This window comes from Mesorhizobium sp. M0870 (assembly GCF_040319775.1).
Lineage (GTDB): Bacteria > Pseudomonadota > Alphaproteobacteria > Rhizobiales > Rhizobiaceae > Mesorhizobium.
In genome coordinates this window covers 16,731-41,645 of sequence record NZ_JAMYOI010000006.1, presented here as the reverse complement: position 1 = coordinate 41,645, position 24,915 = coordinate 16,731, and the positions used below count along the sequence as shown (strand labels likewise).

Annotated in this window: 23 protein-coding genes; 7 read left to right on the top strand and 16 right to left on the bottom strand. The window is 62.7% G+C overall.

Going from position 1 to position 24,915, the window contains the following annotated elements; all coding sequences use genetic code 11:
• Nucleotides 1-18: 18 nt before the first annotated feature.
• The gene (locus tag NKH97_RS09270) at nt 19-939 is read left to right on the top strand and encodes a zinc-binding dehydrogenase (protein WP_023812511.1); all 921 of its coding nucleotides are present in this window, start codon (nt 19-21) and stop codon (nt 937-939) included.
• Nucleotides 940-952: 13 nt separating this feature from the next.
• Here NKH97_RS09270 and NKH97_RS09265 read toward each other — a convergent pair whose 3' ends face one another.
• Nucleotides 953-1,705, bottom strand: coding sequence for an SDR family NAD(P)-dependent oxidoreductase (locus NKH97_RS09265; RefSeq protein WP_023812510.1), 753 nt, complete (start codon nt 1,703-1,705; stop codon nt 953-955).
• A 164-nt stretch (nt 1,706-1,869) separates the two neighbouring features.
• On the opposite strand from NKH97_RS09265, the gene NKH97_RS09260 reads away from it, so the two are divergent.
• Nucleotides 1,870-2,232, top strand: a complete 363-nt coding sequence (locus NKH97_RS09260) for a nuclear transport factor 2 family protein (RefSeq protein WP_023812509.1) — start codon at nt 1,870-1,872, stop codon at nt 2,230-2,232.
• Nucleotides 2,233-2,241: 9 nt separating this feature from the next.
• Here the strand turns inward: NKH97_RS09260 and NKH97_RS09255 are convergent, their stop codons facing one another.
• The 7 genes from NKH97_RS09255 to NKH97_RS09225 all read right to left on the bottom strand — a co-directional run bounded on the left by NKH97_RS09255 (nt 2,242) and on the right by NKH97_RS09225 (nt 8,578).
• Entirely contained in the window at nt 2,242-4,503 is a 2,262-nt protein-coding gene (locus NKH97_RS09255) for a transglycosylase domain-containing protein (RefSeq protein ID WP_023812508.1), read from the bottom strand.
• Between the two features lie 170 nt (nt 4,504-4,673).
• Nucleotides 4,674-5,588 (bottom strand): hypothetical protein, encoded by a 915-nt coding sequence (locus NKH97_RS09250; RefSeq protein WP_023812507.1) that lies wholly within the window; start codon nt 5,586-5,588, stop codon nt 4,674-4,676.
• An 18-nt stretch (nt 5,589-5,606) separates the two neighbouring features.
• Nucleotides 5,607-5,753, bottom strand: coding sequence for a hypothetical protein (locus NKH97_RS09245; RefSeq protein WP_013529552.1), 147 nt, complete (start codon nt 5,751-5,753; stop codon nt 5,607-5,609).
• Nucleotides 5,754-5,778: 25 nt separating this feature from the next.
• Nucleotides 5,779-6,033: a GlsB/YeaQ/YmgE family stress response membrane protein gene (locus tag NKH97_RS09240; protein WP_013529551.1), complete on the bottom strand. Its 255-nt coding sequence runs from the start codon at nt 6,031-6,033 to the stop codon at nt 5,779-5,781.
• A 110-nt stretch (nt 6,034-6,143) separates the two neighbouring features.
• Entirely contained in the window at nt 6,144-6,347 is a 204-nt protein-coding gene (locus tag NKH97_RS09235; protein ID WP_023812506.1) for a hypothetical protein, read from the bottom strand.
• Between the two features lie 100 nt (nt 6,348-6,447).
• Nucleotides 6,448-7,068: a ribonuclease D gene (locus NKH97_RS09230; RefSeq protein ID WP_031213535.1), complete on the bottom strand. Its 621-nt coding sequence runs from the start codon at nt 7,066-7,068 to the stop codon at nt 6,448-6,450.
• Between the two features lie 124 nt (nt 7,069-7,192).
• On the bottom strand, nt 7,193-8,578 hold the full coding sequence (locus NKH97_RS09225) for a M20/M25/M40 family metallo-hydrolase (RefSeq protein WP_352610150.1): 1,386 nt from the start codon (nt 8,576-8,578) through the stop codon (nt 7,193-7,195).
• Nucleotides 8,579-8,993: 415 nt separating this feature from the next.
• Between NKH97_RS09225 and polA the strand changes: the two genes are divergently transcribed.
• Nucleotides 8,994-11,945, top strand: a complete 2,952-nt coding sequence (gene polA / locus NKH97_RS09220; protein ID WP_352796601.1) for a DNA polymerase I — start codon at nt 8,994-8,996, stop codon at nt 11,943-11,945.
• Between the two features lie 82 nt (nt 11,946-12,027).
• Here the strand turns inward: polA and NKH97_RS09215 are convergent, their stop codons facing one another.
• A complete protein-coding gene (locus tag NKH97_RS09215) occupies nt 12,028-12,432 on the bottom strand; it encodes a Fur family transcriptional regulator (protein WP_013529546.1) in 405 nt (134 codons plus the stop codon).
• A gap of 245 nt (nt 12,433-12,677) precedes the next feature.
• Here NKH97_RS09215 and NKH97_RS09210 point away from each other — a divergent pair, with 245 nt between their 5' ends.
• The 3 genes from NKH97_RS09210 (at nt 12,678) to NKH97_RS09200 (ending at nt 16,068) form a co-directional block, all read left to right on the top strand.
• Nucleotides 12,678-14,873, top strand: coding sequence for a caspase family protein (locus tag NKH97_RS09210; protein WP_023812502.1), 2,196 nt, complete (start codon nt 12,678-12,680; stop codon nt 14,871-14,873).
• A 110-nt stretch (nt 14,874-14,983) separates the two neighbouring features.
• Complete coding sequence (locus NKH97_RS09205; RefSeq protein ID WP_031213534.1) at nt 14,984-15,364, top strand: hypothetical protein; 381 nt, start codon at nt 14,984-14,986, stop codon at nt 15,362-15,364.
• Complete coding sequence (locus NKH97_RS09200; RefSeq protein WP_023812500.1) at nt 15,361-16,068, top strand: DUF4760 domain-containing protein; 708 nt, start codon at nt 15,361-15,363, stop codon at nt 16,066-16,068. The genes NKH97_RS09205 and NKH97_RS09200 overlap by 4 nt, the downstream gene beginning before the upstream one ends.
• 60 nt (nt 16,069-16,128) lie before the next feature.
• On the opposite strand, the gene NKH97_RS09195 is transcribed toward NKH97_RS09200, so the two are convergent.
• Nucleotides 16,129-17,223: a trypsin-like serine peptidase gene (locus NKH97_RS09195; protein WP_352761591.1), complete on the bottom strand. Its 1,095-nt coding sequence runs from the start codon at nt 17,221-17,223 to the stop codon at nt 16,129-16,131.
• A 397-nt stretch (nt 17,224-17,620) separates the two neighbouring features.
• On the opposite strand from NKH97_RS09195, the gene NKH97_RS09190 reads away from it, so the two are divergent.
• Nucleotides 17,621-18,718, top strand: coding sequence for a S1 family serine peptidase (locus NKH97_RS09190; protein WP_023812498.1), 1,098 nt, complete (start codon nt 17,621-17,623; stop codon nt 18,716-18,718).
• Nucleotides 18,719-18,790: 72 nt separating this feature from the next.
• On the opposite strand, the gene mgrA is transcribed toward NKH97_RS09190, so the two are convergent.
• The 6 genes from mgrA to NKH97_RS09160 all read right to left on the bottom strand — a co-directional run bounded on the left by mgrA (nt 18,791) and on the right by NKH97_RS09160 (nt 24,837).
• Nucleotides 18,791-19,837: an L-glyceraldehyde 3-phosphate reductase gene (mgrA, locus tag NKH97_RS09185; protein WP_023812497.1), complete on the bottom strand. Its 1,047-nt coding sequence runs from the start codon at nt 19,835-19,837 to the stop codon at nt 18,791-18,793.
• A gap of 120 nt (nt 19,838-19,957) precedes the next feature.
• Nucleotides 19,958-21,100 (bottom strand): Gfo/Idh/MocA family protein, encoded by a 1,143-nt coding sequence (locus NKH97_RS09180; RefSeq protein ID WP_023812496.1) that lies wholly within the window; start codon nt 21,098-21,100, stop codon nt 19,958-19,960.
• 11 nt (nt 21,101-21,111) lie between these two features.
• Nucleotides 21,112-21,858 (bottom strand): sugar phosphate isomerase/epimerase family protein, encoded by a 747-nt coding sequence (locus NKH97_RS09175; protein ID WP_128303236.1) that lies wholly within the window; start codon nt 21,856-21,858, stop codon nt 21,112-21,114.
• A 53-nt stretch (nt 21,859-21,911) separates the two neighbouring features.
• Nucleotides 21,912-23,009, bottom strand: a complete 1,098-nt coding sequence (locus NKH97_RS09170) for an ABC transporter ATP-binding protein (protein ID WP_023812494.1) — start codon at nt 23,007-23,009, stop codon at nt 21,912-21,914.
• Between the two features lie 5 nt (nt 23,010-23,014).
• The gene (locus NKH97_RS09165; RefSeq protein ID WP_023812493.1) at nt 23,015-23,953 is read right to left on the bottom strand and encodes a carbohydrate ABC transporter permease; all 939 of its coding nucleotides are present in this window, start codon (nt 23,951-23,953) and stop codon (nt 23,015-23,017) included.
• Entirely contained in the window at nt 23,950-24,837 is an 888-nt protein-coding gene (locus tag NKH97_RS09160; protein WP_027037757.1) for a carbohydrate ABC transporter permease, read from the bottom strand. Before NKH97_RS09160 ends, NKH97_RS09165 begins: the two co-directional genes overlap by 4 nt.
• Between the last annotated feature and the right edge of the window lie 78 nt (nt 24,838-24,915).

The following is a 24,915-nucleotide window of genomic DNA, read 5'->3' as shown; positions in this document are numbered from 1 at the left end:
CAGCAACAAGGTACGCCCATGCTTGCCCTGGTCATCTCTCCAGAAAACGCGACCGGGTTGAGGCTCGCCGACGTCGCCGAGCCTCAACCGGCCTCGAATGAAGCACTTGTCTCGGTCCACGCGACTTCGTTGAATCGCGGCGAACTGCGCCTGCTTGCCATACGCCCCAAGGGTTGGATACCCGGCCAGGACATTGCGGGGATTGTCGAACGAAGAGCAGCCGATGGTTCCGGGCCAACCGTCGGCGCCCGGGTTGTCGCGTTGGTCGACGAGGCTGGTTGGACCGAACGCATCGCAGTCCCAACCGACCGTCTCGCCGTCCTGCCGGATGACGTCAGCTTCGTTTCCGCAGCTACGCTTCCGGTCGCCGGTACGACGGCGCTGAGGACTCTACGCCATGGCGGGGACCTCGCCGGCCAGCAGGTCTTGATCACCGGCGCAAGCGGTGCGGTCGGTCGTTTCCAGATCCAGCTCGCCCGCCATCAGGGCGGATTCGTGACCGCTGTCGCCGCCGCCCGGCACGCCGAGGATCTCCGCGGCCTTGGAGCCGAGCAGGTTGTCGAAGCGATCGATCTGGCCGAGGGACCGTTCTCGCTGATCACGGAGTCGGTGGGCGGCAAAAGCCTCGCTCACGCGATCGAGCGCGTCGCCCCTGGCGGGACCATCGTCATGTTCGGTTCGAGCAGCGGCGAACTGACGCCCATTGGATTTCGCCAGTTCGTTCCGAATCACGAAGGGGCGAGGCTTCAGACTTTCGCGTACTACACGTCTGGTCCAGGCATTGGCGAGGACATCGCCTCGCTGCTCGCTCTGGTCGCAGCCGGCCGGCTCGAAACGCGCGTGGCCTTGACCGTGCCGTGGACAGACATCGCCCAAGCGCTGAACGCACTGCGACAGCGCAGCTTCAGCGGCAAAGCCGTTCTCACAATAACCGGATGAGCACCCTCTTTTGTCACACGTGCTGACCGCCATTGATGTGGATTTCCGAGCCGGTCACGTAGGACGCCTGCTGCGAACACAGGAAGAAGATGATGTCGGCGACTTCCGCCGTGGTGCCAAGGCGCCTGAGAGGAATGGTCTCGACGATCTTGTCAGTGCCCGGCGACAGGATCGCGGTGTCGATCTCGCCGGGCGCAATGGCATTGACGCGGATGCCGTGCGGGCCGAAATCATGTGCCATCTCGCGCGTCAGCGAGCCGAGTGCCGCTTTCGATGTGGCGTAGGCCGTGCCGGCGAAGGGATGCACGCGGGTTCCGGCGATCGAGGTTACGTTGACGATCGAGCCCTTGGCCGCCGCCAGTTCCTTGAACAGGCCGCGCGCCAGCATGATCGGCGCGAAGAAATTGACCTGGAACACGTCGCGCCAGACATGCATCGGCGTGTCGATCGAATCCATGCGGCTGTTGCCGTCCTTGAGCTTCGGCGAAATGCCGGCATTGTTGACCAGTGCATGCAACTGGCCGCCATGCGCTTCCAGCCGGTGGCGGATTTCGGAGACGGCGATGCCGACATCCTCCTGATCGGCGAGATCGACCTTGATGTGGTCTTCCGGCCCGGCCGGCCACGGGCAATCCTCGGCGAAAGCCTGCCTGGAGCAGGTGATGACGCGCCAGCCCTCGCGCGAAAAACGCTTGACGGTGGCGTGGCCGATGCCGCGGCTGGCGCCGGTCAGCACGATGGTCTTTCTGGTGTCGAGTTCAGTCATTTCAAGGTCTCCGGCCGGCAGATGTAGCCGAACGCCGCCGAGGTGGCGAGAGGCCGAAATGTCACCATTCACGTCAAAGGAGGAACCGGGAAGCCAACTCGCCGTTGGTTCGGGAGTGCAGGACAAGGGTGCGGGGTTTCACATCAAATCAATCGGACAGAGCCATGACACAGACAGCACCCCTCGACATCGCCACGGCCTTCACCAAGGCGTGGACAGGCCACGACCTCGAAAAGGCAGCATCCTATGTCGCCGACGACGTCGTTTTTGATGGGCCGATGCAGCAATCGACCGGCAAGGCCCCCTACCTGAAGGGCCTGACCAAACTTTCACAGGATGTGACCGGTGTGCGCATGATCGCTGCTTTCGGCGACGATCACCAGGCGCTGCTGATGTATGACTTGATGACAAAGTCGTCCGGCGCGCTTTCCTGCGCCAAGCACCTTACCGTCCGCGATGGCAAGATTCACAGCGACAAACTGACCTTTGACAGCAAGAAATTGGGCAACGCCAAACCACGGAATTAACGGATCGGATCAGCCGCCAAGGAGGTCGAGGATCGAGGTCTGCCGCTTTTTGCGCGGACCGCCGACGTCGCCTGGCGGCACCGGGTGCTTGATCGATGCGGTGGCGCCGTCATCCTCTGGCATGGAAAGGCCATCGGCATCGACGGTTTGGGCGGGACGGGCCGCGCGGGACGGCGCTTGGGCAACCGGCGCTGCTGGCCGCGCCGGAGCCTGCTGGCCGACCGACGTTGGCGGAACCGGCGCCGTGTTGTTCGCCGAGGGGATCTCGTCGGGGACGATTGTGTCGGCCGGCGTCGATTTCCAGGTGCCGGGCAGCGGCCGCACCGGCACACCCTCGTGGGCCGCAACCATGAACTCGTGCCAGGCCTGCGCCGGCAGTGCGCCGCCGGTGACCTTCTTCATCGGGCTGCCATCATCATTGCCGAACCACACACCGGTGGTGAGGTTGGCGGTGTAGCCGACGAACCAGGCGTCGCGCGAATTCTGACTGGTGCCGGTCTTGCCGGCCGATGGCCAGGCGAAAGCCGCTTTCCGGGCAGTGCCGATCTCAACCGTGCCCGTCATCATCGAGTTCATCATGCCCACGATCTCAGGCTTGACGACGCGCGGCGCGCTGCCGCCGCCGCTGTCGTAAAGCACTTTGCCCTCGGTGGTCGTCACGCGCCGGATGAAGTGGATGTCGGGCTTGTAGCCGCCATTGGCGAATGGGACATAGGCCGAGGTCAGCTCCAGCGGCGTCACTTCCGAAGTGCCGAGCGCGATCGAGGTGTTGGCTATCAGGTCGGACTGGATGCCCATGCGGTGGGCCGCCTCGACTACCGCGTTCGGCCCGACCTCCATGGTCAGCTGCGCGGCCACCGAGTTCAGAGACTTGGCCAGCGCGGTGGCCAGCGTCACCTTGCCGAAATACTTGCCGCCGTAATTGTCGGGTGTCCAATTGCCGATCTTGATCGGCGCATCGTTGCGGATGCTGTCGGGCGTGCGACCGGCTTCGAGCGCGGCCATATAGACGAACGGCTTGAACGCCGAGCCCGGCTGGCGACGTGCCTCCGAAGCACGGTCGAACTGGCTCGTCGAATAGTCGTAGCCGCCGACCATGGCGCGCACCGCGCCGGAATCGTCGATCGACACCAGGGCGCCCTGGCTGACGTTGAGCTTCTTGCCGCTGTCGTCGATCAGCCTGCGGATCGACTGTTCGGCGAGCTTTTGCAGGTTCAGGTCGACGGTGCTGTCGATGACGATGTCGCCGCGCACGTCGCCGATCAGGTCGGGCAATTCTTCCATGATGGTGTCGGCGACGTAATTCTCCGAGCCGGTCCAGTAGGACGGCGCACGCGTTGCCGGCGCGCTCATTGCCGAGGTCAGTTCATTGGCGCTGATCTTTCCCTCGTCGCGCATGGCGGCAAGCACCAGTTGCGAGCGTTCCTCGGCGGCCTTCGGATCACGTGCCGGCGACAGCCGCGACGGCGCCTTCAACAGGCCGGCAAGCAATGCGGCTTCCGACAGGGTGACGTCACGCGCGCTCTTGCCGAAATAGCGGCGCGAGGCGGCCTCGACGCCATAGGCGCCGGAACCGAAATAGACCCGGTTGAGGTACATTTCGAGGATCTGGTCCTTGGTGTGCTTGTGCTCCAGCCACAGCGCCAGCAGCACCTCCTGCACCTTGCGCTCCAGCGTGCGGTCGGGTGTCAGGAACAGGTTCTTGGCCAATTGCTGGGTCAGCGTCGAGCCACCCTGCGAGAAATGCCCGCCAAGCACATTGGTGACCATGGCGCGAGAAAGCCCGATCGGGTCGATGCCGAAATGCGAGTAGAAGCGCCGATCTTCGATGGCGATCACGGCTTCCGGGATATAGGGCGACATTTCATGCAGGCCGACGGCCTCGCCACCGCTCATGCCGCGATTGGCGAGCAATTGGCCGTCGGCAGAGACGATCTTGATGTTGGGGGCGCGGTCGGGGATCGACCAGGTCGTCGCCGCCGGCATCTTGGCGCCATAGTAGATGACGATGCCGGCCCCCGCGATGCCGCCCCAGATGGCGAACACGAAGCACCAGTAGAACAGCCGGCCGAGCACACCGAACAGGCCGCGCCGGCTTCTGCCGCGCTTGGCCCGCGACGATTTCCCTTTGGCCGGCTTGCGTTTTGCGGAGACTTTGCGATTGCTCGGCACGACGCGATCCTCCTCGTTCACCGAAAGACCCGCCGAGGACCGCGCCTGCGGCGGCCCCTCGAAACTGGGTTCGATGCGACTGTCTCTGCGGTTCGCCATGCGCTGTGCTTGATATCCCCGATGCCTATGGCGTTCGGGTTGAAGAGTAGATGCGGCGATTTAAGGGCGGGTTAAGTCGTGTTCGAATGCCGGCCTTGGGGGTTGGGCAGCCAAAAAGGCCAGCGTCTGCTCTTTGCAGGTCACTGCCACCACGCTGTTCGGTGTCTCGTTCAGATGGGCTCGAACTTCACATCCGGCTGGTCGGGACCGCCGGCTTGCCGCAACAGCGCGAGAATGTGTTCGCCCCTGTCAAGCTGCTGTCGTCTCCAGTTTGAGGCGTTCGTCACGTGCAGCCAGCCATCGACCACCATGAAAAAATCCTCGGATTGATCATGTCCAGCGCCGAAGCGAAGCGATTTGTTTTCAGCGAACCGAACCAGCGCCGGATCGATCGACCTGTAGAGCACCGGCCAGTTGCCGCCGCCGGAATCCATATGAAACTTGTAGCTCGGGGCGAAATCCAGCCGCCGCCGCAACAGGCTTCCATCGAAAAAACAGAAGCCGGGCCACAGGAACCAGCCCCCTGGCGTCGGCGTATCGCGCCGCACGCTGCCGTAGAGGCTTTTGTCCTCCATCCGGGCGCGGATCGAAAATGGTTCAGTCGGAAAGATGTCATGATCGATGAAGCCGAACAGCTTCGGCCCGAACCCAGGCAAGAAATTCCGCACGATCCAGTTGAGCGCTTGGCCGTGCGATCTGCTGACGACCAGCCTGTTCCTCGGCAATGCCACATAGGGGACATGCTGACGACGGCAGAGATCGCGGATTGCTTGCCTCGCCTCGTCCTTCTTGCTGTTGTCGAAGACGATGTAGCTCTCGTGCTCGGCAAGGTATCGGCGCACCAGGTGGATCTGCCATTCGATCACGTCTGGCCGGTTGAAGGCCACGGTGGCGACGACCGCATCACGGAATACCTGCTCTTGCCCCTGCAATTCGCTGACCGGCGCGGACGCTCTCAGGAAGCGAAACACCCGCCAATGATAGCGCAACAGCGCCTCGCGCCTCGGCGGCCTGTTCAGCCTCTCCCATTCCGCCACGGTAATCCCAGGCTGATCGACGCCTTCCGGGGCGTCAGAAGCAACCATGTCGCGCTCCCGCATGGCTTAGTTCTGCTGGATCGAAATGCCCTTGTCGTCGATCTTGAGTTCGACGCCTTTGGGTTTGGTCTGCTCGCGATAGACGTAGATGCCGAGCGCAATGACCACGACGACGAGCGCGCCAATGACGAGATAGAGCGTATTCTGTTTCATGGCGCGCTCTTTGCGTTGTCGAGCTTCAGGCTCGTTTCAGGACCTTGACCAGCACCAGCAGGATGATGGCGCCGATTGTGGCATGGATGATCGCGGCGAGAGTGCCGCCGCCGATGGAAAATCCGATCCTCGGGAACAGCCAGCCAGCGATGAACGCGCCGACGATACCGACAATGATGTTGCCGATCAGACCGAAGCCGAAGCCGGAAACGATAAGACCGGCGAGCCAGCCGGCGATGGCACCGATGATGATGAAGACGAGCAGGCTTTCGACACCCATAGAGAGTTCCTCCGAGCAAGAGGACGACGGCGGAACGGAAAGCTCCGAATCGGCCTCGATATCAACAGCTTCAGGCTATTCGAAAGCGGCCGGCCTCACCAGCGGCGCCATCATTGATCGTCATCGTCGCTTGCGGCAGGGCGCCAACTGGTCGGCTCGACCTTCTTTCGCGTGTGACTGTCGATATAGACCCACCAGCCGTCGTCGCGATATTGCGCGATGGATTCGTTGATGACGCCGTCGCTGTCCTTCCAGGTCACGGAGACCTTGGAGCCATCTGTCGGTGCGGTCGCAATCGGCTTTCTGTCCGCCATGTCATCATCCCCCAATTGCACCGACAAACTGAGCCGACAGAACGCGGCGGCCTGCATCCGGTTCCAAACGCTCACCGGCCGCGGAGCGCGCTGACGACCGTCAGCTATGGGCGAAGATATCCTCTTCGTCCCAGCCCATCAGGTCAAGCTTGGCACGCGTCGGCAGGAAGCGGAAGCAGGCATCGGCTTCCTTGATCCGCCCATCGCGCGCCAGCCGTCCGGCAAGCACATCGCGCAACCGGTGCAGATAGAGCACATCGGAAGCTGCATATTCGAGCTGTTCGGGCGACAGCGTCTCGGCCGCCCAGTCCGACGATTGCTGCGCCTTGGAGAGGCCGACGCCAAGAAGCTCGAAGCAGATGTCCTTCAGCCCGTGGCGGTCGGTGTAGGTGCGGGTCAGCCGCGAGGCGATCTTGGTGCAGAACACCGGCTCGGGCATGACGCCGAACGCATTGTAGAGCACGGCAAGGTCGAAGCGTCCGTAGTGGAACAGCTTGGTTACGCCGCGGTTCCGCAGCAGGCTGACGAGGTTCGGCGCCTTCTTCTGGCCGGGCGCGATCTGGATCACATCGGCCGTGCCGTCGCCAGGCGAAATCTGCACCACGCACAGCCGGTCGCGATGCGGATTGAGCCCCAGCGTTTCGGTGTCGATGGCCACTGCCCCGACATTGTAGTGCGAGAGGTCGGGCAGATCATGCTTGTGGAAACGGATATCGGCCATTGTCTTCTCCGGTCGAGCCTTGCGCGTCCCTTGACCCGCAAGGGACGCTGTAGCGCTTTGTCTTGTGGCCCGTCCTCGCCGCGTTCCGCTGAAAAATCAACTGAAAGTTGATTTTCACGCCGCGTCAGCGGGTCAGCGCATCGAGAATCCGCGCCCAGGAGCGCTGGCCCTTGTGGAAGGAGCTGAGCTCGTATTTCTCGTTGGGCGAGTGGATGCGGTCGTCGTCGAGGCCGAACCCGACCAGCAGCGATTCCATGCCGAGATAGGTCTGGAAGTCGCCGACCACCGGGATCGACCCGCCGCTGCCCGTCGTCACCGCCGGCTTCGGCCATTCGTCGGACAGCGCATCCTTGGCCTTGGCCAGGAAGGGCGAGTCGTAGGAAAGCTGGATTGCCGGCGAGCCGCCATGCGGATGGAATTCGACCGAGCAGTCGGCCGGAATCCGCTCCTTGACGAACTTCTGGAACGCGGCGCGGATTTTCTTGGGATCCTGCTTGTGGACGAGGCGAAACGACACCTTCGCCGAGGCTTCCGCCGCGATCACCGTTTTGAAGCCCTTGCCGGTGTAGCCGCCGATGATGCCGTTGAACTCGGCCGTCGGCCGCGCCCAGGTCAACTCCAGCACGGAGCGGCCCTTTTCGCCCGACGGGATCGACAGGCCGACCGGTCCCAGGAACGTCTCGGCGGTCTCGCCCAGCGTCTCCCAAGATTTCAGGATCTGCGACGGCGTTTCCTCGACGCCGTCATAGAAGCCGGGAATGGTGATGTGACCGTCCTTGTCGTGGATATCGGCCAGCACCTTGGCCAGGATGCGGATCGGGTTGGCGGCGGCACCCCCATAGAGGCCCGAATGCAGGTCGCGATCGGCCGCCTTCACCGTGATCTCCTCACCGACCAGCCCGCGCAGCCCGACGCAGATCGACGGCGTGTCGCGGTCCCACATGCCAGTATCGCAGACCAGCGCGAAATCGGCCTTGAGTTCGTCGGCATTGGCTTCGAGGAACGGCTTCAACGAGGGCGAGCCGGATTCCTCTTCGCCCTCGAACAGGATGGTGATGCGGCAAGGCAGATTGCCGTGCACCTGTTTCCAGGCGCGGCAAGCCTCGACGAAGGTCATCAACTGGCCCTTATCGTCGGCCGATCCCCGACCAGTGATCACCTTGTGGTCCGGCCCGACCTCCTTGACAGCAGGCGCGAACGGGTCGCTTTCCCACAATTCGATCGGATCGACCGGCTGCACGTCATAATGGCCGTAAAACAGCACATGCGGCGAACCGGCCGGGCCATCGTGATGGGCGACCACCATCGGGTGTCCGGGCGTGTCGCGCACACTGGCATCGAAGCCGATCAGCTTGAGCTCCGCCACGAGCCATTCGGCCGCCTTGCGGCAGTCGGCGGCATAGGCCGGATCGGTGGAGATCGACTTGATCCTGAGCAGGCCGAACAGGCGTTCGAGGCTCTGGTCGAGATTCTTGTCGAGACGGTCGAGGACGGGGGAAACTGCGGACATATGTGAAGCCTTTCGATTCAGAACCCGAACCGTAAAGGCAGGACAGCAAAACGAAAAGCCCGCGATCATTGGACCACGGGCTGCAAACGTCTGTCTGGGATAAAAAAGACCGCCGTGGTGGAGGGGGAACCACGGCGGCCTTCTACTCGAAACGATGCGGCAGCCCGGAGAGGGGGGATAGGCTGCCGCAGGTGTCCGGGATAGGCGGGGGACGGGCCTTGCTCCGGACTCGGCGAAAACTGCCGATGACGTGTATTTGGGTCTCTGAACGTGGCGATTCAAGGGCACGAAAATTACAGTTTTGTAACATAGGCGTGAGCGGGGTGACGGCGATCTGTCAGGGTGTTGCCGGAACCGATAGTCGAGGCTGCCTTTGGCATGGACCAAGCCGCCGCGCCGCGCTATCCCTGCCGACATGAAAAAAGGCGATCATCTCTTCCTTGTCGACGGCTCCGGCTACATCTTCCGTGCCTATCACGCGCTGCCGCCGCTGACCCGCAAATCCGACGGCCTGCCGGTGGGCGCCGTTTCCGGCTTCTGCAACATGCTGTGGAAGCTGATGCTCGACGCCCGCAACACCGATGTAGGCATTGTGCCGACGCATTTCGCCGTCATTTTCGATTATTCGTCGAAGACCTTCCGCAACGACCTCTACCCCGAATACAAGGCCAACCGCTCGGCACCGCCGGAAGATCTGATCCCGCAATTCGGCCTGATCCGCCAGGCGACCAGGGCGTTCAACCTGCCCTGCGTCGAGATCGAAGGCTACGAGGCCGACGATCTGATCGCCACCTATGCGAGGCTGGCCTGCGAAGCTGGCGGCGACACCACCATCATCTCCTCCGACAAGGATCTGATGCAGCTGGTCGGCGACACGGTCGCCATGTACGACCCGATGAAGGACCGCCAGATCGGAATCCCGGAGGTGATCGAGAAATGGGGCGTGCCGCCGGAAAAGATGGTCGATCTGCAGGCGCTGACCGGCGATTCGGTCGACAATGTGCCTGGTGTGCCCGGCATAGGGCCGAAGACGGCGGCGCAACTGCTCGAACAGTTCGGTGACCTCGACACGCTGCTGGCCCGGGCCGGCGAGATCAAGCAGGACAAGAGGCGCGAATCGATCATCGCCAACGCCGACAAGGCGCGCATTTCGCGTCAGCTGGTGACGCTGATGAACGATGTGCCGGTGACCGAGGGACTGGAGGATTTCGTCCTGCACGCGCCGGACGGCCCGAAGCTGATCGGTTTCTTGAAGACCATGGAATTCACCTCGCTGACCCGCCGTGTCGCGGAGGCGACCAGCACCGAGGCCGGCGATGTCCAGGCCGTCGCGGTCACCGTCGAACGCGCCGACCATGCCCATGGCCCGGATGTTGGGGCCGGTTTGCCGCCGGTTGCCCGAAACGCGTCCGGCACTGGATCGGACGAAGCCGGCGGGACGGCGGAGACGTCAAAACAAGGCGATACCCCTTCCCTGCTCGCGGCACTAAGGCTGGAGCGCGCGGCCACCGGCAAGATCGACACTTCGGCCTATCACTGCATCCGCGATATCTCGGCCCTGAAAGCCTGGGTGGCCGAGGCACGGGAGGCGGGCATCGCCGCCTTTGATGTCAGGGCAACATCGGCTGATCCGATGCAGGCCGAACTGATCGGCATGGCCATCGCCACAGCGCCCGGCCGCGCCGCCTACATTCCTTTTGCCCACATGAGCGGCAATGGCGACCTGCTCGGTGGTGGCGCGCTCGAAAACCAGATTCCGCTGCGCGAGGCGCTGGCCGTGCTGAAACCGCTGCTCGAAGACCGATCGGTTCTCAAGGTGGCGCAGAATCTTAAATACGATCTTGTCATCGTGAGCCGCTACGGCATCGATGTCGCACCGTTCGACGACACCATGCTGATCTCCTACGTGCTCGATGCCGGCACGCCCCATGGTCACGGCCTGGGCTCGCTAGCCGAGAAATGGCTGGGTCATACCCCTCTCCTGCTCAAGGACGTCACCGGCTCCGGCAAAAGCTCCGTCGGTTTCGATCAGGTCGACATCGACAAGGCGACCGCTCATGCCGCCGAAGACGCCGATATGACGCTGCGGCTCTGGCTGGTGCTGAAACCGCGGCTTGCCGCCAAAGGCCTAGTGTCGGTCTATGAGCGGCTGGAGCGGCCGCTGGTGCCGGTGCTGGCGCGCATGGAACAGCGCGGCATCTCGGTCGACCGGCAGATCCTGTCGCGGCTCTCGGGCGAACTGGCCCAGGGCGCCGCTCGCCTCGAAGAGGAAATCTACCAGCTCATCGGCGAGCGCATCAACATCGGCTCGCCAAAACAGCTTGGCGACATCCTGTTCGGACGCATGGGCCTGCCCGGCGGTTCCAAGACCAAGACCGGCCAGTGGTCGACCTCGGCGCAGCTTCTCGAAGATCTCGCCGCCGAAGGTCACGAACTGCCGCGCAAGATCGTCGACTGGCGCCAGCTGACCAAGCTGAAATCGACCTATACCGATGCGCTGCCGGGCTTCATCCACCCCGACACCAAGCGCGTTCACACCTCCTACGCGCTGGCCGCGACGACGACGGGACGCCTGTCGTCCTCCGATCCGAACCTGCAGAACATCCCGGTGCGCACCGCCGAAGGCCGCAAGATCAGGACCGCCTTCATCACCGACAAGAGCCATCGGCTGGTCTCGGCCGACTACAGCCAGATCGAACTGCGGGTGCTCGCCCATGTCGCCGAGATCCCGCAATTGCGGCAGGCTTTCGCCGACGGCGCCGATATCCACGCCATCACCGCGTCTGAGATGTTCAACGTGCCGGTCGAGGGCATGCCTTCGGAAGTCCGTCGCCGCGCCAAGGCGATCAATTTCGGCATTATCTACGGCATCTCGGCCTTCGGCCTCGCCAACCAGCTGTCGATCCCGCGCGAGGAGGCCGGCAACTACATCAAGAAATATTTCGAGCGCTTCCCCGGCATCCGAGACTATATCGAGGAGACCAAGGCCTATGCCCGCGAGCACGGTTTTGTCGAAACGATCTTCGGCCGCCGCATCCATTATCCGGACATCCGCTCGTCCAACCCCTCGATCCGCGCGTTCAACGAGCGCGCCTCGATCAACGCCCGATTGCAAGGCACCGCCGCCGATATCATCCGCCGTGCCATGATCCGCATGGAGGAGGCGCTGGAAAAAGCAGGGCTTTCCGCACGCATGCTGCTGCAGGTGCATGACGAACTGATTTTCGAGACCGTCGAGGCGGAAGTCGAGGCGACGATCCCGGTCGTCCGTCATGTCATGGAGAACGCGGCGATGCCAGCGGTATCGATGTCGGTGCCGCTGCATGTCGATGCGCGCGCCGCCAACAACTGGGACGAGGCGCATTGACGCTCCGCCTCTTCGTCATCCTAGGGCGAAGCAAGGAGCGAAGCGACGCGGCGTAGACCCTAGGATGACGAAGCGATGGGCCTCAAGCCGCTTCGGCCAGGCACTTGGCACACGTCCCGCGAAACTCGATCACCGCCTTCTTGGCGGCGAAGCCTGTCGAGCGCACCCATTCGTCCAAGCTGTGGCCGACATCGTGGTCGGACATTTCGGTCACCTGCCCACATGTGTCGCATATCGCGAAGGCGGTCATCGAATGGCTGTGGTCGTGCGGCTCGGCGCAGGCGACGAAAGAATTGATGCTTTCGAGCCGGTGCACGAAACCTGACTTCACCAGCGTGTCGAGCGCTCGATAGACCTGCAGAGGCGCGCGAAAACCGCGCTCGCGCAGTTGGTCGAGCAAGGTATAGGCACTGAGCGGTCCGCTGGCGGTCTCGAGTTTCTCGAGCACGCACAGCTGGTTCTTCGTCAGCACATCCCTTGCCGCCATGATCCTGTTTCCAACTCGCCTTCCGTCGCTTGCGCCGCGCACAAACTATCCATGTACCCATCCAGATAGCGACGAACAGGCATTTTTGCTACTGTTTCCAGCATTCTGCCCGCAAGGCGGTCGAGAACATCGATCGGAGCGGGGCAACAGGCAGGTTGCTCTGCGATGTAACGTTCAAAATACTGACAATATCTTCAGCGAGGATTGCCGCGCTTGGAATTTCGGTCGGGCTTGGGGAAGCAATCATGATCAAATTGACGCGGCGGACGCTGCTGGTCGGCACGTCCGCTTTGACCATGGCCGGCATGGTGTCGTTCCGGACCATGGCCGCATCGCGCACCTATCATGCGCTGCTGGTCGCCTGCACCGAATATCCCAACCTTCCGCAGAGGAATTGGCTGGTCGGGCCGAAGAACGACGCAGCCCTCGTCCGCGACTATCTCCTGAAGAATGTGCCCGACCCGGTGCGGTTCGCGCCGGAGAACGTCACGCTGCTCGCCAAGGATGTCCCCGGCGCCAGTGGCCTGCCGACCCATGCGGCCATCAAGGCCGCATTGGCCGACCTTGCCGCCAAGGTTCAGCGCGACGATTTCGTCTATCTGCATCTGTCCGGTCACGGCGCCCAGCAGCCGCAGATGGTCAAGGGCGACGAAACCGACGGGCTCGACGAGATCTTCCTGCCCGTCGATATCGGCAAATGGATCAACCGCGATGCCGGCGTGCCCAATGCGCTGATCGACAACGAGATCGGCGCGGCACTCGACGCCATTCGCGACAAGGGCGCTTTCGTCTGGGTCGTGTTCGACTGCTGCCATTCCGGCACCGCGACACGCGCCGTCGAGGTCGATGACGAGTTGGAGCGCAAGGTCGAGTTCGCCGACCTGGTCGGCGGCAACGAGGCCGAGCGGGCTGCCGCGATCAAGGCCTATGACGAGGTGATTTCGGTCGCCGGCTCGCGCGGCGTCGACGACAATGGCACGCGCAAGCCCGCCTTCACCCTGACGCCGACCGGTGGCGAACCGATCACCAAGGGCAAACTGGTCGCCTTCTATGCCGCGCAGACGGTGGAGACGACACCGGAAATGCCGCTGCCTAAGGGCATCGCGGATGCGCCGCGGTTCGGCCTGTTCACCTTCACCATCCTGTCGAAACTGGCCGAGAATCCCAACGTCACCTATCGCCAGCTCGGCCAGGCCGTGCTGCAGCAATATTCGGCCGACAGCCGCACCCGGCCGACACCGCTGTTCGAGGGCGAACTGGATGCGCGGGTGTTCGGCACCGACAAGACCGACGCGGTCATGCAGTGGCCTGTCGTCATCAAGGACGGCGAAGCGACGATCGGCGCCGGCCTGCTGCACCGCCTCACCCCCGGCAGCAAGCTCGCCATCCTGCCGTCGGCGCTATCGCCGCTGTCCGACGCTGTCGGATTTTTGGAAGTGCAGTCGGCAAAAAACCTGGAAAGCCGCGTCAAGCCGGTCGAGTTCGACAAGAAGCCGGCGCTCAAAGTCGTCGACATTCCCGCCAATTCCTATGCGCGGGTGGCGGAGATCGCCGTCGACTACAAGCTCGTCTTGGCGCGGCCGGCCGCGGCCAAGGGACTTGAGAAGGAAACCGCTCTGGTCAATGCGGTTCTCGACGAACTGGCCATAGCCAGGGAGACCGGCTTCAACATCGAGCTGGTCGAGCCCGGCAAGAGCGCCGACCTCCGCCTCGCGGTGATGCGCGAGAATGCCGTTCCCGGCGCCGCCAAGGATGCGACCGCTAAGCCGGCGCTGTGGTTCCTGCCGGCGTCGGGCGACGTGACCTTGAAGGAGGGCGGCAAACCGCCGCTGATCATCATTCACGACCGCCAGAAACTGGCCGATGCAACGACCAGGAACCTGCGCACCATCTTCCGTGCCACCGGGCTTTCGCGGCTGGCGGCGGCCTCAGACTACAAGCCCGAGGTCGACGTCCAGTTCCAGGTCAAACGCCGCGACAAGAATGGCCTCGAACCGCTGCAGGCCTCGGTGGTGCCGCGCGTCTCGCCGGGCGACGAAGTGCATGTGCTGGCCAAGAACGGTTCGGATCTGCTGGTCGACATCAATGTGCTCTATGTCGGCAGCGATTATTCGATCACCCATATCGTTGCCGAACGCCTCGCCCCGCAAGCCATGCTCGAAGAGGGGCTGCTGGCTTTCACCGACACCAGTTTCGGCATGGAGCGGATGATCGCGGTTTTGACCGAGGCGCCGCCGGAGAGCGAGAAGCAGGATCTGAGCTTCCTGGCACAGGACGGCGTCGCCTCGGCGACACGCGGAATGGACTCTGCCGGCTTCTCCGACATGCTGACCGATCTCGGCATGGCGCCGGCAACCCGCTCGGTGATGCGGCTTGCCGACAAGAGCGGCCCGAAGGGCGCGGTGATGATCTTCCCGATGGAGACGGTGCCGCGCGCCTGAGCGGATGCCGGCGCGCAGGGCTCTGCGGCGGCTCTTGCGCGATCGGCGCGATATGAGAACATTCCCGGCCGCTGACGCATGACGGCCGGATGAAACGGATAGGATCGATTGTGAAGAATTCTGTGTTTTCCTGGCGTGGAACGGTAGCCGGCCTTGCCGGCGGCCTGCTGCTGATCGCCAACGCTTCGGCGGACGATGCCTGCGGCCTGTGCGTCAAGCAGATCGTCACCAACTCGGAACTGGCGACGTGTTTTCTCGATCAGTACGACCAGTTCGCCAAAAGCGGCAGCGACGCGGTTGTCGTCGATCTCAGCAACTGCGCCTCGCGCGGCGTCGTCGAAGCCTTGCCGTCACCGAACAAGGGTGCGGCGGACCCTGATGTCCAGTTCATGATTTCGCGCCTGCAGCTGGAATGCCTGAAAAAGAAGCTGGAGGCGCCAGGCATCGTATTGGATCCCTCCGCCACCATCGAACTGGACACCTGCGGATGAAGAAGCCGGCGGGCAACACCAGGCAAACAGCGGCTGCCGCGCCTGCAAAGGCGCCAACGGCGAAACAGACCTTGCCGGAAACCACGGAAGGCTTTCCGTGGCCGAGCAGCCACGAGATCAAGAAGGAGGGCAACCCGTTCACCGACCGCGACTGGCGCATGCTGGTTTATGCCTGGTCGGGCATGGCCGTGCGCCTCGCCATCATCTTCACCCTGATGTTCTCGGTCTACCAGTTCCTGGCCAACCAGGAGCAGAAGCGCGTCGAGCAGACCATGTCGCTTGTCGAGCTCTGGGAAAACAAAGACTACCAGCAGGCGCAGCGTGCGCTGAAAGATCGTCTGACGGCGCTCAACGCCAAATATGACAATCTGCTCAGCGCCAACCCATCGCCGACCGAGGAGCAGGTGTTCCGGCAACGCATCGGCATCGAGGCGATGACTGCCTCCGGCGGCGACATGCCGCTCGCCGATTTCAGCGAGAATTTCGATCGCATCGTCTATTTCCTCAACCGGCTGTCCTTCTGCATCGACGGCGATTTGTGTTCGCGCAAAGTGACCGATGCTTATTTCCGTGACTATGCCGTCTCTTTCTGGAGCTATTTTGCCGGCTACATAGACAAGCAGCGCAAGGCGGGTTCTCCCACTTTCGCTTCGGCAATCGAGAACTATGTGCGCAACGGCCCGCCTGCATCCGCAGCCAAATAGCGGCGAAAAAGGCGGCGGGATTGCGCCGCCGCCTTTGTCTCCATCGCGAATGCGCAGCGATTACTTATACAGGCTGTTGATCCACTGGACGTTGGCAGCGTTCAGGCGCACGGCGGTGTTCGCGTCGGGGCTTTCCGCCACGTTGACACCGGTGACGATGCGCTGCTTGGCCTTGTTGTCGTAAGCATAGACCGAGCTCCCGCTCGACCCTGGGAACGTATCGCAGTCATACTGGAAATATTCCGGCGCGATGTTTTCGGCGTGCACTTCGCAGTTTGCCTTCCACATCGTGCCCATCGGCTTGTCGCCGGGATAGCCGACGAGATTGGCGGTGAAATCGCCGAGATCCTCATAGTTGGCATAGCCCAGCCAGCCGAGATTGGTGCCGACATCCTGCTTCAGCGTGACGATGCCGAGATCCCACAGCAGGACCGACCCGTAATAGCCCTGGTAGTTGTCGATGAAGCCTTGCAGCACATAGGCGCTTTCGAAGGCGAAGGCGCCGAACGGTGCGTCGTCGGCCGTGCTGCCGTTAAGGCCCGGCACGAACAGGTAGTCGGAGAGCCAATCCTTGTCCTCATGACTGTAGAGGCAGTGCGCGGCGGTGAGTACGGTTCGCGGACCGATCAGCGTTGCCGAACAGCTGCCGAAGCTGCCCGTCTTCGGCGATTTGGCTTCGAGATAGCCTATTGCCGAGAACGGATAGGTCTTGGTGTTCTTGACCTGCTCGCGATCGTCGGTGCCGAAAACCTGGCGGCCGGCTTCGCCTTCGCCGAGGTCCGGATCCTCGGTCTTGCGCTCAGCCCCGTCTTTTCCAGTGGCCGGAGCGTTCAGTTCCTTGATGATAAGCTCCCGCAGCGCTTCGCTCGGCTCGATCTTGATCTCCTTGCCATCGGCGGACCGTCCGACGATGCCGTAGGATTTGACAGCCGTTGCCTCGTCGGCAAGCGGCGCGGCGCGGCTGTCTTCGTCGGTCAGCTTCGGTGGCGCGATTGGCTTTGCCCGCCCGGGCTTGTAGTCGCCTGAAGTCGCGTCGCGCGCGCTTTCGCCATTGCCGGCACTGGCGGAGCCAGGATCGGCGGCGAAAGCTGGAACCGCCCACATTGCGGTGGAAAGCAATGTGGACGCAACAAGTGCGTTTGTCAGTTTTGTCATGGTGAGACTCTCCCAAAAGTCAGCAAGGACTGGATCAAGATACAGAAATATTGTCGAGATCGTGGTGAGGCCAAAAAAGGAGTTTTTGATTACCGGTGCCTGACCTGATCATTACCCCTACAGTCTGTCGAGGTCCCGCCAGAGGCACTCGCGCGGATATATTGCCTAAATTAATACAACATTGGAATGACAAATCGCTTCCACATAGCCCGTGGGGGGCTATAGGATTTTGAGCGAGGTCTGCACAGGAACGCGATCCGCGAAGCGGTGCCCGACTTGGTGTTCCTGCCGTGCCGCAACAACTGTGCTGCGCGGTCTGATCCCCAGGCTGAGGCTTGTTTCGTTGATCATGTGCCGGGGCTGGTCCGCTCGGGTACATGTCTCAGGAGGGCTTCAGGTGAACATCATCCATCGGTTCAGGCCGATCGCCGCCGCATCGCTGCTCGGCATCGCGGCCGTCCTTGCGGCAGCCAATTTCACCCAGGCCGACGAAGCGGTCGCCCGACCGGAGGCAGCGGTCTCGCCAATGAAGCGCGTGACGGAAGCCAGGGCGATTGCAGCGGCGGAGAACCCCGACGCGGCCGACCGCGTCTATGGCGGCAACCAGGCCGAAAAGGGAGTCTACCCGTTCCAGGTCGCGCTGCTCACCACCGACAGGCTGGACGAGAATCCGGCATCGCAGGCCAACGCCCAATTCTGCGGCGGCAGCCTGATCGCGCCGCAATGGGTGCTGACGGCAGCACACTGCCTCAACGACAAGGGCCAGCCGGTTTCGCCCGAGAGCGTCACCGTGCTGACCGGTGCAACCGATCTCAGCGAAGGCAAGCGCCACAAGGTGGTGGAGGTCATCGTCAACGAAGGCTACAGCGAGCAGACCCTCGACAACGACCTCGGGCTGCTTCGGCTTGCCGAACCGGCCGACGCGCCGACCATCAAGGTCGCCCATGAGGCAACGCCCGACACCGGCAAGACGACCGTCACCGGCTGGGGCAAGATGCAGGACGGCACCTTTCCGACCACGCTGATGGTCGCCGATCTCGACCTGCAGCCGAACCAGGCCTGCAACAGCGGCATCAAGGCCATCTATGCGCGTGATCTGAAGGCAGCACTTGGCGATCTGTCGCGCCGTATGCGCTATTCGGAAAAAGGCATCGACGCGGCCGCCAATGCGATCGCCGCCGACATGACCGACCCGCTGACCGGCAACATGATCTGCGCCGGCACCACCAGCGGCGTGCGCGATGCCTGCAACGGCGACAGTGGCGGCCCGCTGTTCATGACCGGTGCCGAAGGCCCGGTCCAAATCGGCGTCGTCAGCTGGGGCGAAGGCCCGGCTGACGGCAGTGCGGCCTGCGGCCACAAGGACGCCTACGGCATCTACACGCGGCTGGCCAACTACACCGGCTGGATCGAGGCGAAGATGAAAAGCTCTGCTCCGGCGCCTGCCAAACCCAAGGCGGGACTCGGCACGGCGCAGAAACCGAAAACGCCCTGAACCGCGGCCATTTGGCTTCCCATGAAAAACGGCGGGAGTGCCCGCCGCTCTTATTTTGCCGGCTTGAGTGGTTTATTTTCGCGGCGGGCCTTTGCGCTCGGCCGAAGCTGCCCACAGATTGATATCGGACTCCCGGGCGTAGGTATCGATCTCGGCGAGTTCGGCATCGCTGAAGTCGAGCACCTTGAGCGCGCCGACGCAGTCCTCGACCTGCTCCGGCCGGCTGGCGCCGATCAGCGCCGAGGTCACCCTGCCCTTGCGCAGCACCCAGGCCAGCGCCATCTGCGCCAGCGTCTGCCCACGCTTGCTGGCGATGGCGTCGAGCGCCTTGATGTTGGCGATGGTCTTGTCGTTGATGAAGGCTGTCTTCAGCGACTTGCCCTGGGAAGCACGGCTGCCGTCCGGAATGCCGCCGAGATACTTGTTGGTCAGCATGCCTTGCGCCAGCGGCGAGAACACGATGGAGCCGACGCCGAGCCCTTCGAGCGTGTCGAGCAGGCCGTCTTCCTCCACCCAGCGGTTCAGCATCGAATAGCTCGGCTGGTGGATGACGCAAGGCGTGCCAAGCTGCTTCAATATATCGGCGGCCTCGCGCGTGCGCTGCGAATTGTAGGACGAGATGCCGGCATAGAGCGCCTTGCCCGAGCGCACCGCATGGTCGAGCGCACCCATCGTTTCTTCCAGCGGCGTGTCGGGGTCGAAACGGTGCGAATAGAAGATATCGACATAGTCGAGCCCCATGCGCTTCAGGCTCTGGTCGAGGCTGGCCAGAATGTATTTGCGCCCGCCCCATTCGCCGTAGGGGCCGGCCCACATTTCGTAGCCGGCCTTCGTCGAGATGATCAGTTCGTCGCGGTAGGCGGCGAAGTCGGTGCGCAGGATTTCGCCGAAAGCGGTCTCGGCAGAACCGGGCGGCGGACCGTAATTGTTGGCGAGGTCGAAATGCGTGATGCCGAGGTCGAAGGCCTTGCGCGCGATCGCCTGCTTGGTCTTGTGCGGCGTGTCGTTGCCGAAATTATGCCACAACCCCAGCGAGATTGCCGGCAGCTTCAGGCCGGAGCGGCCACAGCGGTTGTAGATCATCTTTTCATAGCGGTTTTCGGCAGGCGTGTAGGGCATCGGAAAATCCTCAAATGGAAACGAGCCGGTCGGCTGCATCGCGACAACGCGGCGAGTTGGCTCTGCCCCTCACCCTTACCCTCTCTCCGTCGAAACGGGGAGAGGGTTGAGGTGTGCTGCCTATTTCTTCTTCGCCAAAAGCGCCTTGGCTTCCTTGACGCCAAGTGCCGCCGGCCGTTCGCAGGTGGTCTGCATGGCGACGAACTTGCCGGTTTCGCCGGAACGCAACAGCCCGGTCATCACGTCGACGGCGTGCAGCGCCAGCTCCATCGAACAGCGGTGCGGCCGGCCTTCCGCGATTGCCACCGCCATATCGGCGAGGCCTGATGTGCGGTAGTTGGCCATCATGCCTTGCGAATGCATCTCGTTGGGCACGCCGAACGGATGCGGCCAGTTCGGCAGCTTCTTGACCGGCTTGGCCGCGTCGGTGAAGCGAACGTCACCGCCGAAGAAATTCGGATCCGGCACGAACACCGTGCCTGTCTCGCCATAGAGTTCCATCGGCGCGTGGCCGTGAGCCCAGACGTCCCAGCTGGTGTTGAGCGTGATAACGGCGCCGTTCTCGAACTCCAGCAGCCCATGGATGGTCGTCGGCGTGTTGACCGGTATCTTTTCACCCGCGCGCGGCTTTGAACTGATCGTCCGCTCCTTGGCCGGCGTCGTCGCGAAGGCCGCGACCTGCTTCACCGGCCCGATCAGCTGGATCAGATTGGTGATGTAATACGGTCCGATATCGAGCACGGGACCGGCGCCCGGCTGGAAGAAGAAATCCGGATTGGGGTGCCAATGCTCCATGCCGTGGCCCATGACATGACAGGTACCACTCGTGACCTTGCCAAGCTTGCCGGTGTCGATCAGGTTGCGCACCAGCTGGTGCGCGCCGCCGAGGAAAGTGTCTGGCGCCGAGCCGATCCGAAGACCCTTTTTCTGCGCCCGCTTCTTAAGGTCGAGCCCTTCCTTGACCGACAGCACGAACGGTTTTTCCGAATAAACGTGCTTGCCGGCGTCGAGTATCTGCTTCGACACCTCATAATGCACCGCCGGGATGGTCAGGTTGACGATGATGTCGATGTCGTCGGCCCTGAGCAGGTCTTCGACGGTCTCGGCGCGCAGCTTGAACTCCTTCGCCCGAGCCCTGGCCGCCTCCATGTTGATGTCGGCGCAGGCACGCATCTCGATGCCGCGAAACAGCGGCGCCAGCGAAAAATACGCTTTCGAGATGTTGCCGCAGCCGATGACGCCGATGCCAAGTTTCTTTGCCATGCTGATTGCTCCTAATAGGTTTTGGCGGCTGCGATGGAGCGGCGGGCGAAACGCTCGATGTCGTTGGGGTTGTCCTGTTCCATGACGTAGTATTGGGCAGCACTCTTGGCACGCAGCACCTTGATCAGACCGGCCCAGTCGATGGTGCCATGGCCGACATCCGACCAGCCATCCTCATCCAGCCCCTCGCCCGGCTTGGCCATGTCCTTGACGTGGACGGCACTGATGCGCTTGCCGTGTTTCTCGATCCACGGCAACGGATCATCGCCGCCGCGCACCACCCAGGCCACGTCCATCTCCCAGCTGACATCGGGCGCGGATGACAGGATGTGGTCCTGCGGCACCGATCCGTCGGCAAGTTTCTTGAACTCGAAATCATGGTTGTGCCAGGCAAAGCCGTAGCCGGCCTTTTTCGCGGCGTCGCCGACCTTTGCCAGACGCTCACCAAAGCCGCTCCAGCCGGCGGCGTCGGATGGCCGCTGGTCGGGCATCAGGAAAGGGCAGATGAGCAGCGTGATACCGAGTGCGTCGGCGGTTCTGCGCACGCCGTCGAAATCGTTCTCGAGAGCGTCGATCGAGAAATGCCCAGTCGGCATGGCAAGCCCGTTCTTGTCGAGCTCGGCACGGAATGCCTCGGGATCATCATAGACGCCGCCAAAACCTTCGACCTGAGCGTAGCCGAGCTTGCCGAGCGTGGCGAGCACACCGTCCCAGGGTTGGAAATTGCGGGCGCTGTAAAGTTGGAATGACCAATTCATCGTCTCTGTCCGTTTCGCTTGGGGATTGTCGTTGGAAGGTTGGTTCTCGGAAGCTAGATGCGTGTGCCGGTTGCCGTGTCGAAAAGCGAGGCGCGCATCGGATCGAAGCCAAGCGTCACCGCCTCGTCGTTCTTGGGCGTGCGTTCCGAGGTCACCCGGACGCTGAAATTCTGCTGGGCAAGCTTCAGCCAGACCAGCGTGTCGGAGCCCATGGGCTCGACCACCTCGACATTGGCGGCTATCGAGAACGGCCAGCCGGTGCCACTGTTCAGGCTGACATGCTCGGGCCTGATACCGAATGTGACGGGGCCTGGAGCCGGAGGCTTGGCAAAGTCGTAAGTGCCGAGCGGGATCTTGATATCCTCGGCCGCGAACCGCCAGCCGCCGTCCGCGTCTTCCAGACGGCCATCGACGAAGTTCATTGCGGGCGAGCCGAGGAAGCCGGCGACGAAGCGGTTGACCGGACGGTTGTAGATGGTCTGCGGCGCATCGAGCTGCTGGATGACGCCGCCCTTCATCACCGCGATACGGTCGGCCAGCGTCATCGCCTCGATCTGGTCGTGGGTGACGTAGATCATGGTGTTCTGCAGCTTGCGATGCAGCAGCTTGATCTCGACGCGCAGTTCGGCGCGCAGCTTGGCATCGAGATTGGACAGCGGCTCGTCGAACAGGAACACGTCGACATCGCGCACCAGCGCCCGTCCGATGGCGACGCGCTGGCGCTGGCCGCCGGAAAGTGCGGCCGGCTTACGCTGCAGCAGCGGCTCGATCTGCAGGATTTCAGCCGCCCGCGCGATCCGCTTGGCGATCTCTTCTCTTGGCGTGCCGGCGACACGCAGCCCGAAGGACAGGTTCTTCTCCACCGTCATTTGCGGATAGAGCGCATAGGACTGGAACACCATGCCGATGCCGCGGTCCTTGGGCTCTTCCCAGGTGACGTTCTTGCCCTTGATGAAGATGCGGCCTTCGGAGACATCGAGCAGGCCGGCAATGCAGTTGAGCAAGGTCGACTTGCCGCAGCCGGACGGCCCGAGCAGCACGATGAACTCGCCATCGGCGACATCGAGATTGAGCGTCTCCAGGACGGTCACCGCGCCGAAATTCAGCGACAGGTCCTGGATCGAAACGCTGGTATCGTTGGCTGCCGTCATCGCCATCACCCCTTCACCGCGCCGGCGGCGATGCCGCGTACGAAAAGCTTGCCGGAAATGAAGTAGACGATCAGCGGCACAAGCCCGGTCAGGATGGTTGCGGCCATGTTGACGTTGTACTCCTTCACGCCTTGCACCGAATTGACGATGTTGTTGAGCTGCACCGTCATCGGATAGGTGTCGGGGCGGGTGTAGACGACGCCGAACAGGAAGTCGTTCCAGATGCCGGTCACCTGCAGGATGATGGCGACGACGAAGATCGGCAGCGACATCGGCAGCATGATGCGCAGGAAGATGCCCCAGAAGCCGGCGCCGTCGACGCGTGCCGCCCGGAACAGCTCTTCCGGCATCGATGCGAAATAATTGCGGAACAGCAGCGTCAGGATCGGCATGCCGAAAATGGAATGGACGATCACCAGCCCGCTGAGGCTGCCGTAGAGGCCGATTTCGCGCAGGATGATGACGATCGGATAGATCATCACCTGGTAGGGAATGAAGGCGCCGACGATCAGGATGATGAAGAACGTGTCGGCGCCCTTGAAGCGCCAATTGGCCAGTGCATAACCATTCACCGAGGCGATGGCGATCGACAGCAGCACCGACGGCACGGTGATCCGCACCGAATTCCAGAAACCGCGCGAGAGCCCGTCGCAGTTAAGGCCGGTGCAGGCCGTTGACCACGCCTTGACCCACGGCTCGAAGGTGATCTCGAGCGGCGGTGAGAAGATGTTGCCGAGCCGGATCTCCGGCATGCCCTTGAGTGAGGTGACGACCATGACATAGAGCGGCAAGAGGTAGTAGACCGCCATGACGAACAATGTGCCGTAGAGGAAGACGTTGCGGCGCGAAATCACGCGGCGCGGCTTTGGACCGTAGGGCCCGGCGATGTCCTGGCGCGCGCCGGCGGCAGTGCTTGCTTGAGCGGTGATGTCTGCAATGCTCATTTGCGTCGCCCGAACTCGAGATAGGCCCAAGGCACGATGACGATCACCACCGAGAGCAGCATCATGGTCGAGGCGGCAAAACCCTGGCCGAGGTTCTGGGCGAAGAACATATAGTCGTAGACGTATTTGGCCGGCACTTCGGATGCGATGCCCGGGCCGCCGCTGGTCTGGGCCACGACCAGGTCATAGACCTTGACGATGCCGGAAGCGATGATGACGAGCGTGGTGATGAAGACCGGCCGCATCATCGGGATGACGATGAACAGATAGGTCTTCCACATCGGGATCCCATCCACGCGCGCCGCCTTCCAGATGTCTTCGTCGATACCGCGCAGGCCGGCCAGCATCAGGCACATGATGAGCCCGGTGCCTTGCCACAGCGCAGCGATCGATATGCCGTAGATGACGATGCTGGAATTGTAGAGCGGGTCGAAGCTGAAGCTCGTCCAGCCCAAGTCCCGCACGACATGCTGGATGCCGAAATCCGGATTGAGCAACCACTGCCAGACCAGGCCGGTGACGATGAAGGAGAGCGCGAAAGGATAGAGGAAGATCGTGCGGAACGTGTCCTCGAAGCGGATCTTCTGATCGAGCAGCGCGGCAAGCAGAAAACCGATGACCAGCGAGAACACCAGGGAGATCGCGCCGTAGATCAACAGGTTCTCGATCGAGATCAGCCAGCGCGGCGCCGCCCACAGGCGGTAATACTGGTCGAGCCCGACGAAATTCAGGCGCGGCAGGAGCTTCGAATTGGTGAAGGAATAGAGCACCGTCCAAACGGTGCCGCCGACGAAAACCACCATGGCGGTGAGGATCATCGGGATCGAGGCGACCTTCGCATTGAGGTTGCGGAACAGAAGGTTGGGGCGTTCGCTCTTGCTCATCTCGTCAGCCGGCTGGGTAAGGGCGGTGCATTCCCGGCCCTGCATTCGCAAGGCCGGGAATGAGGCGGGTTGCCTCCA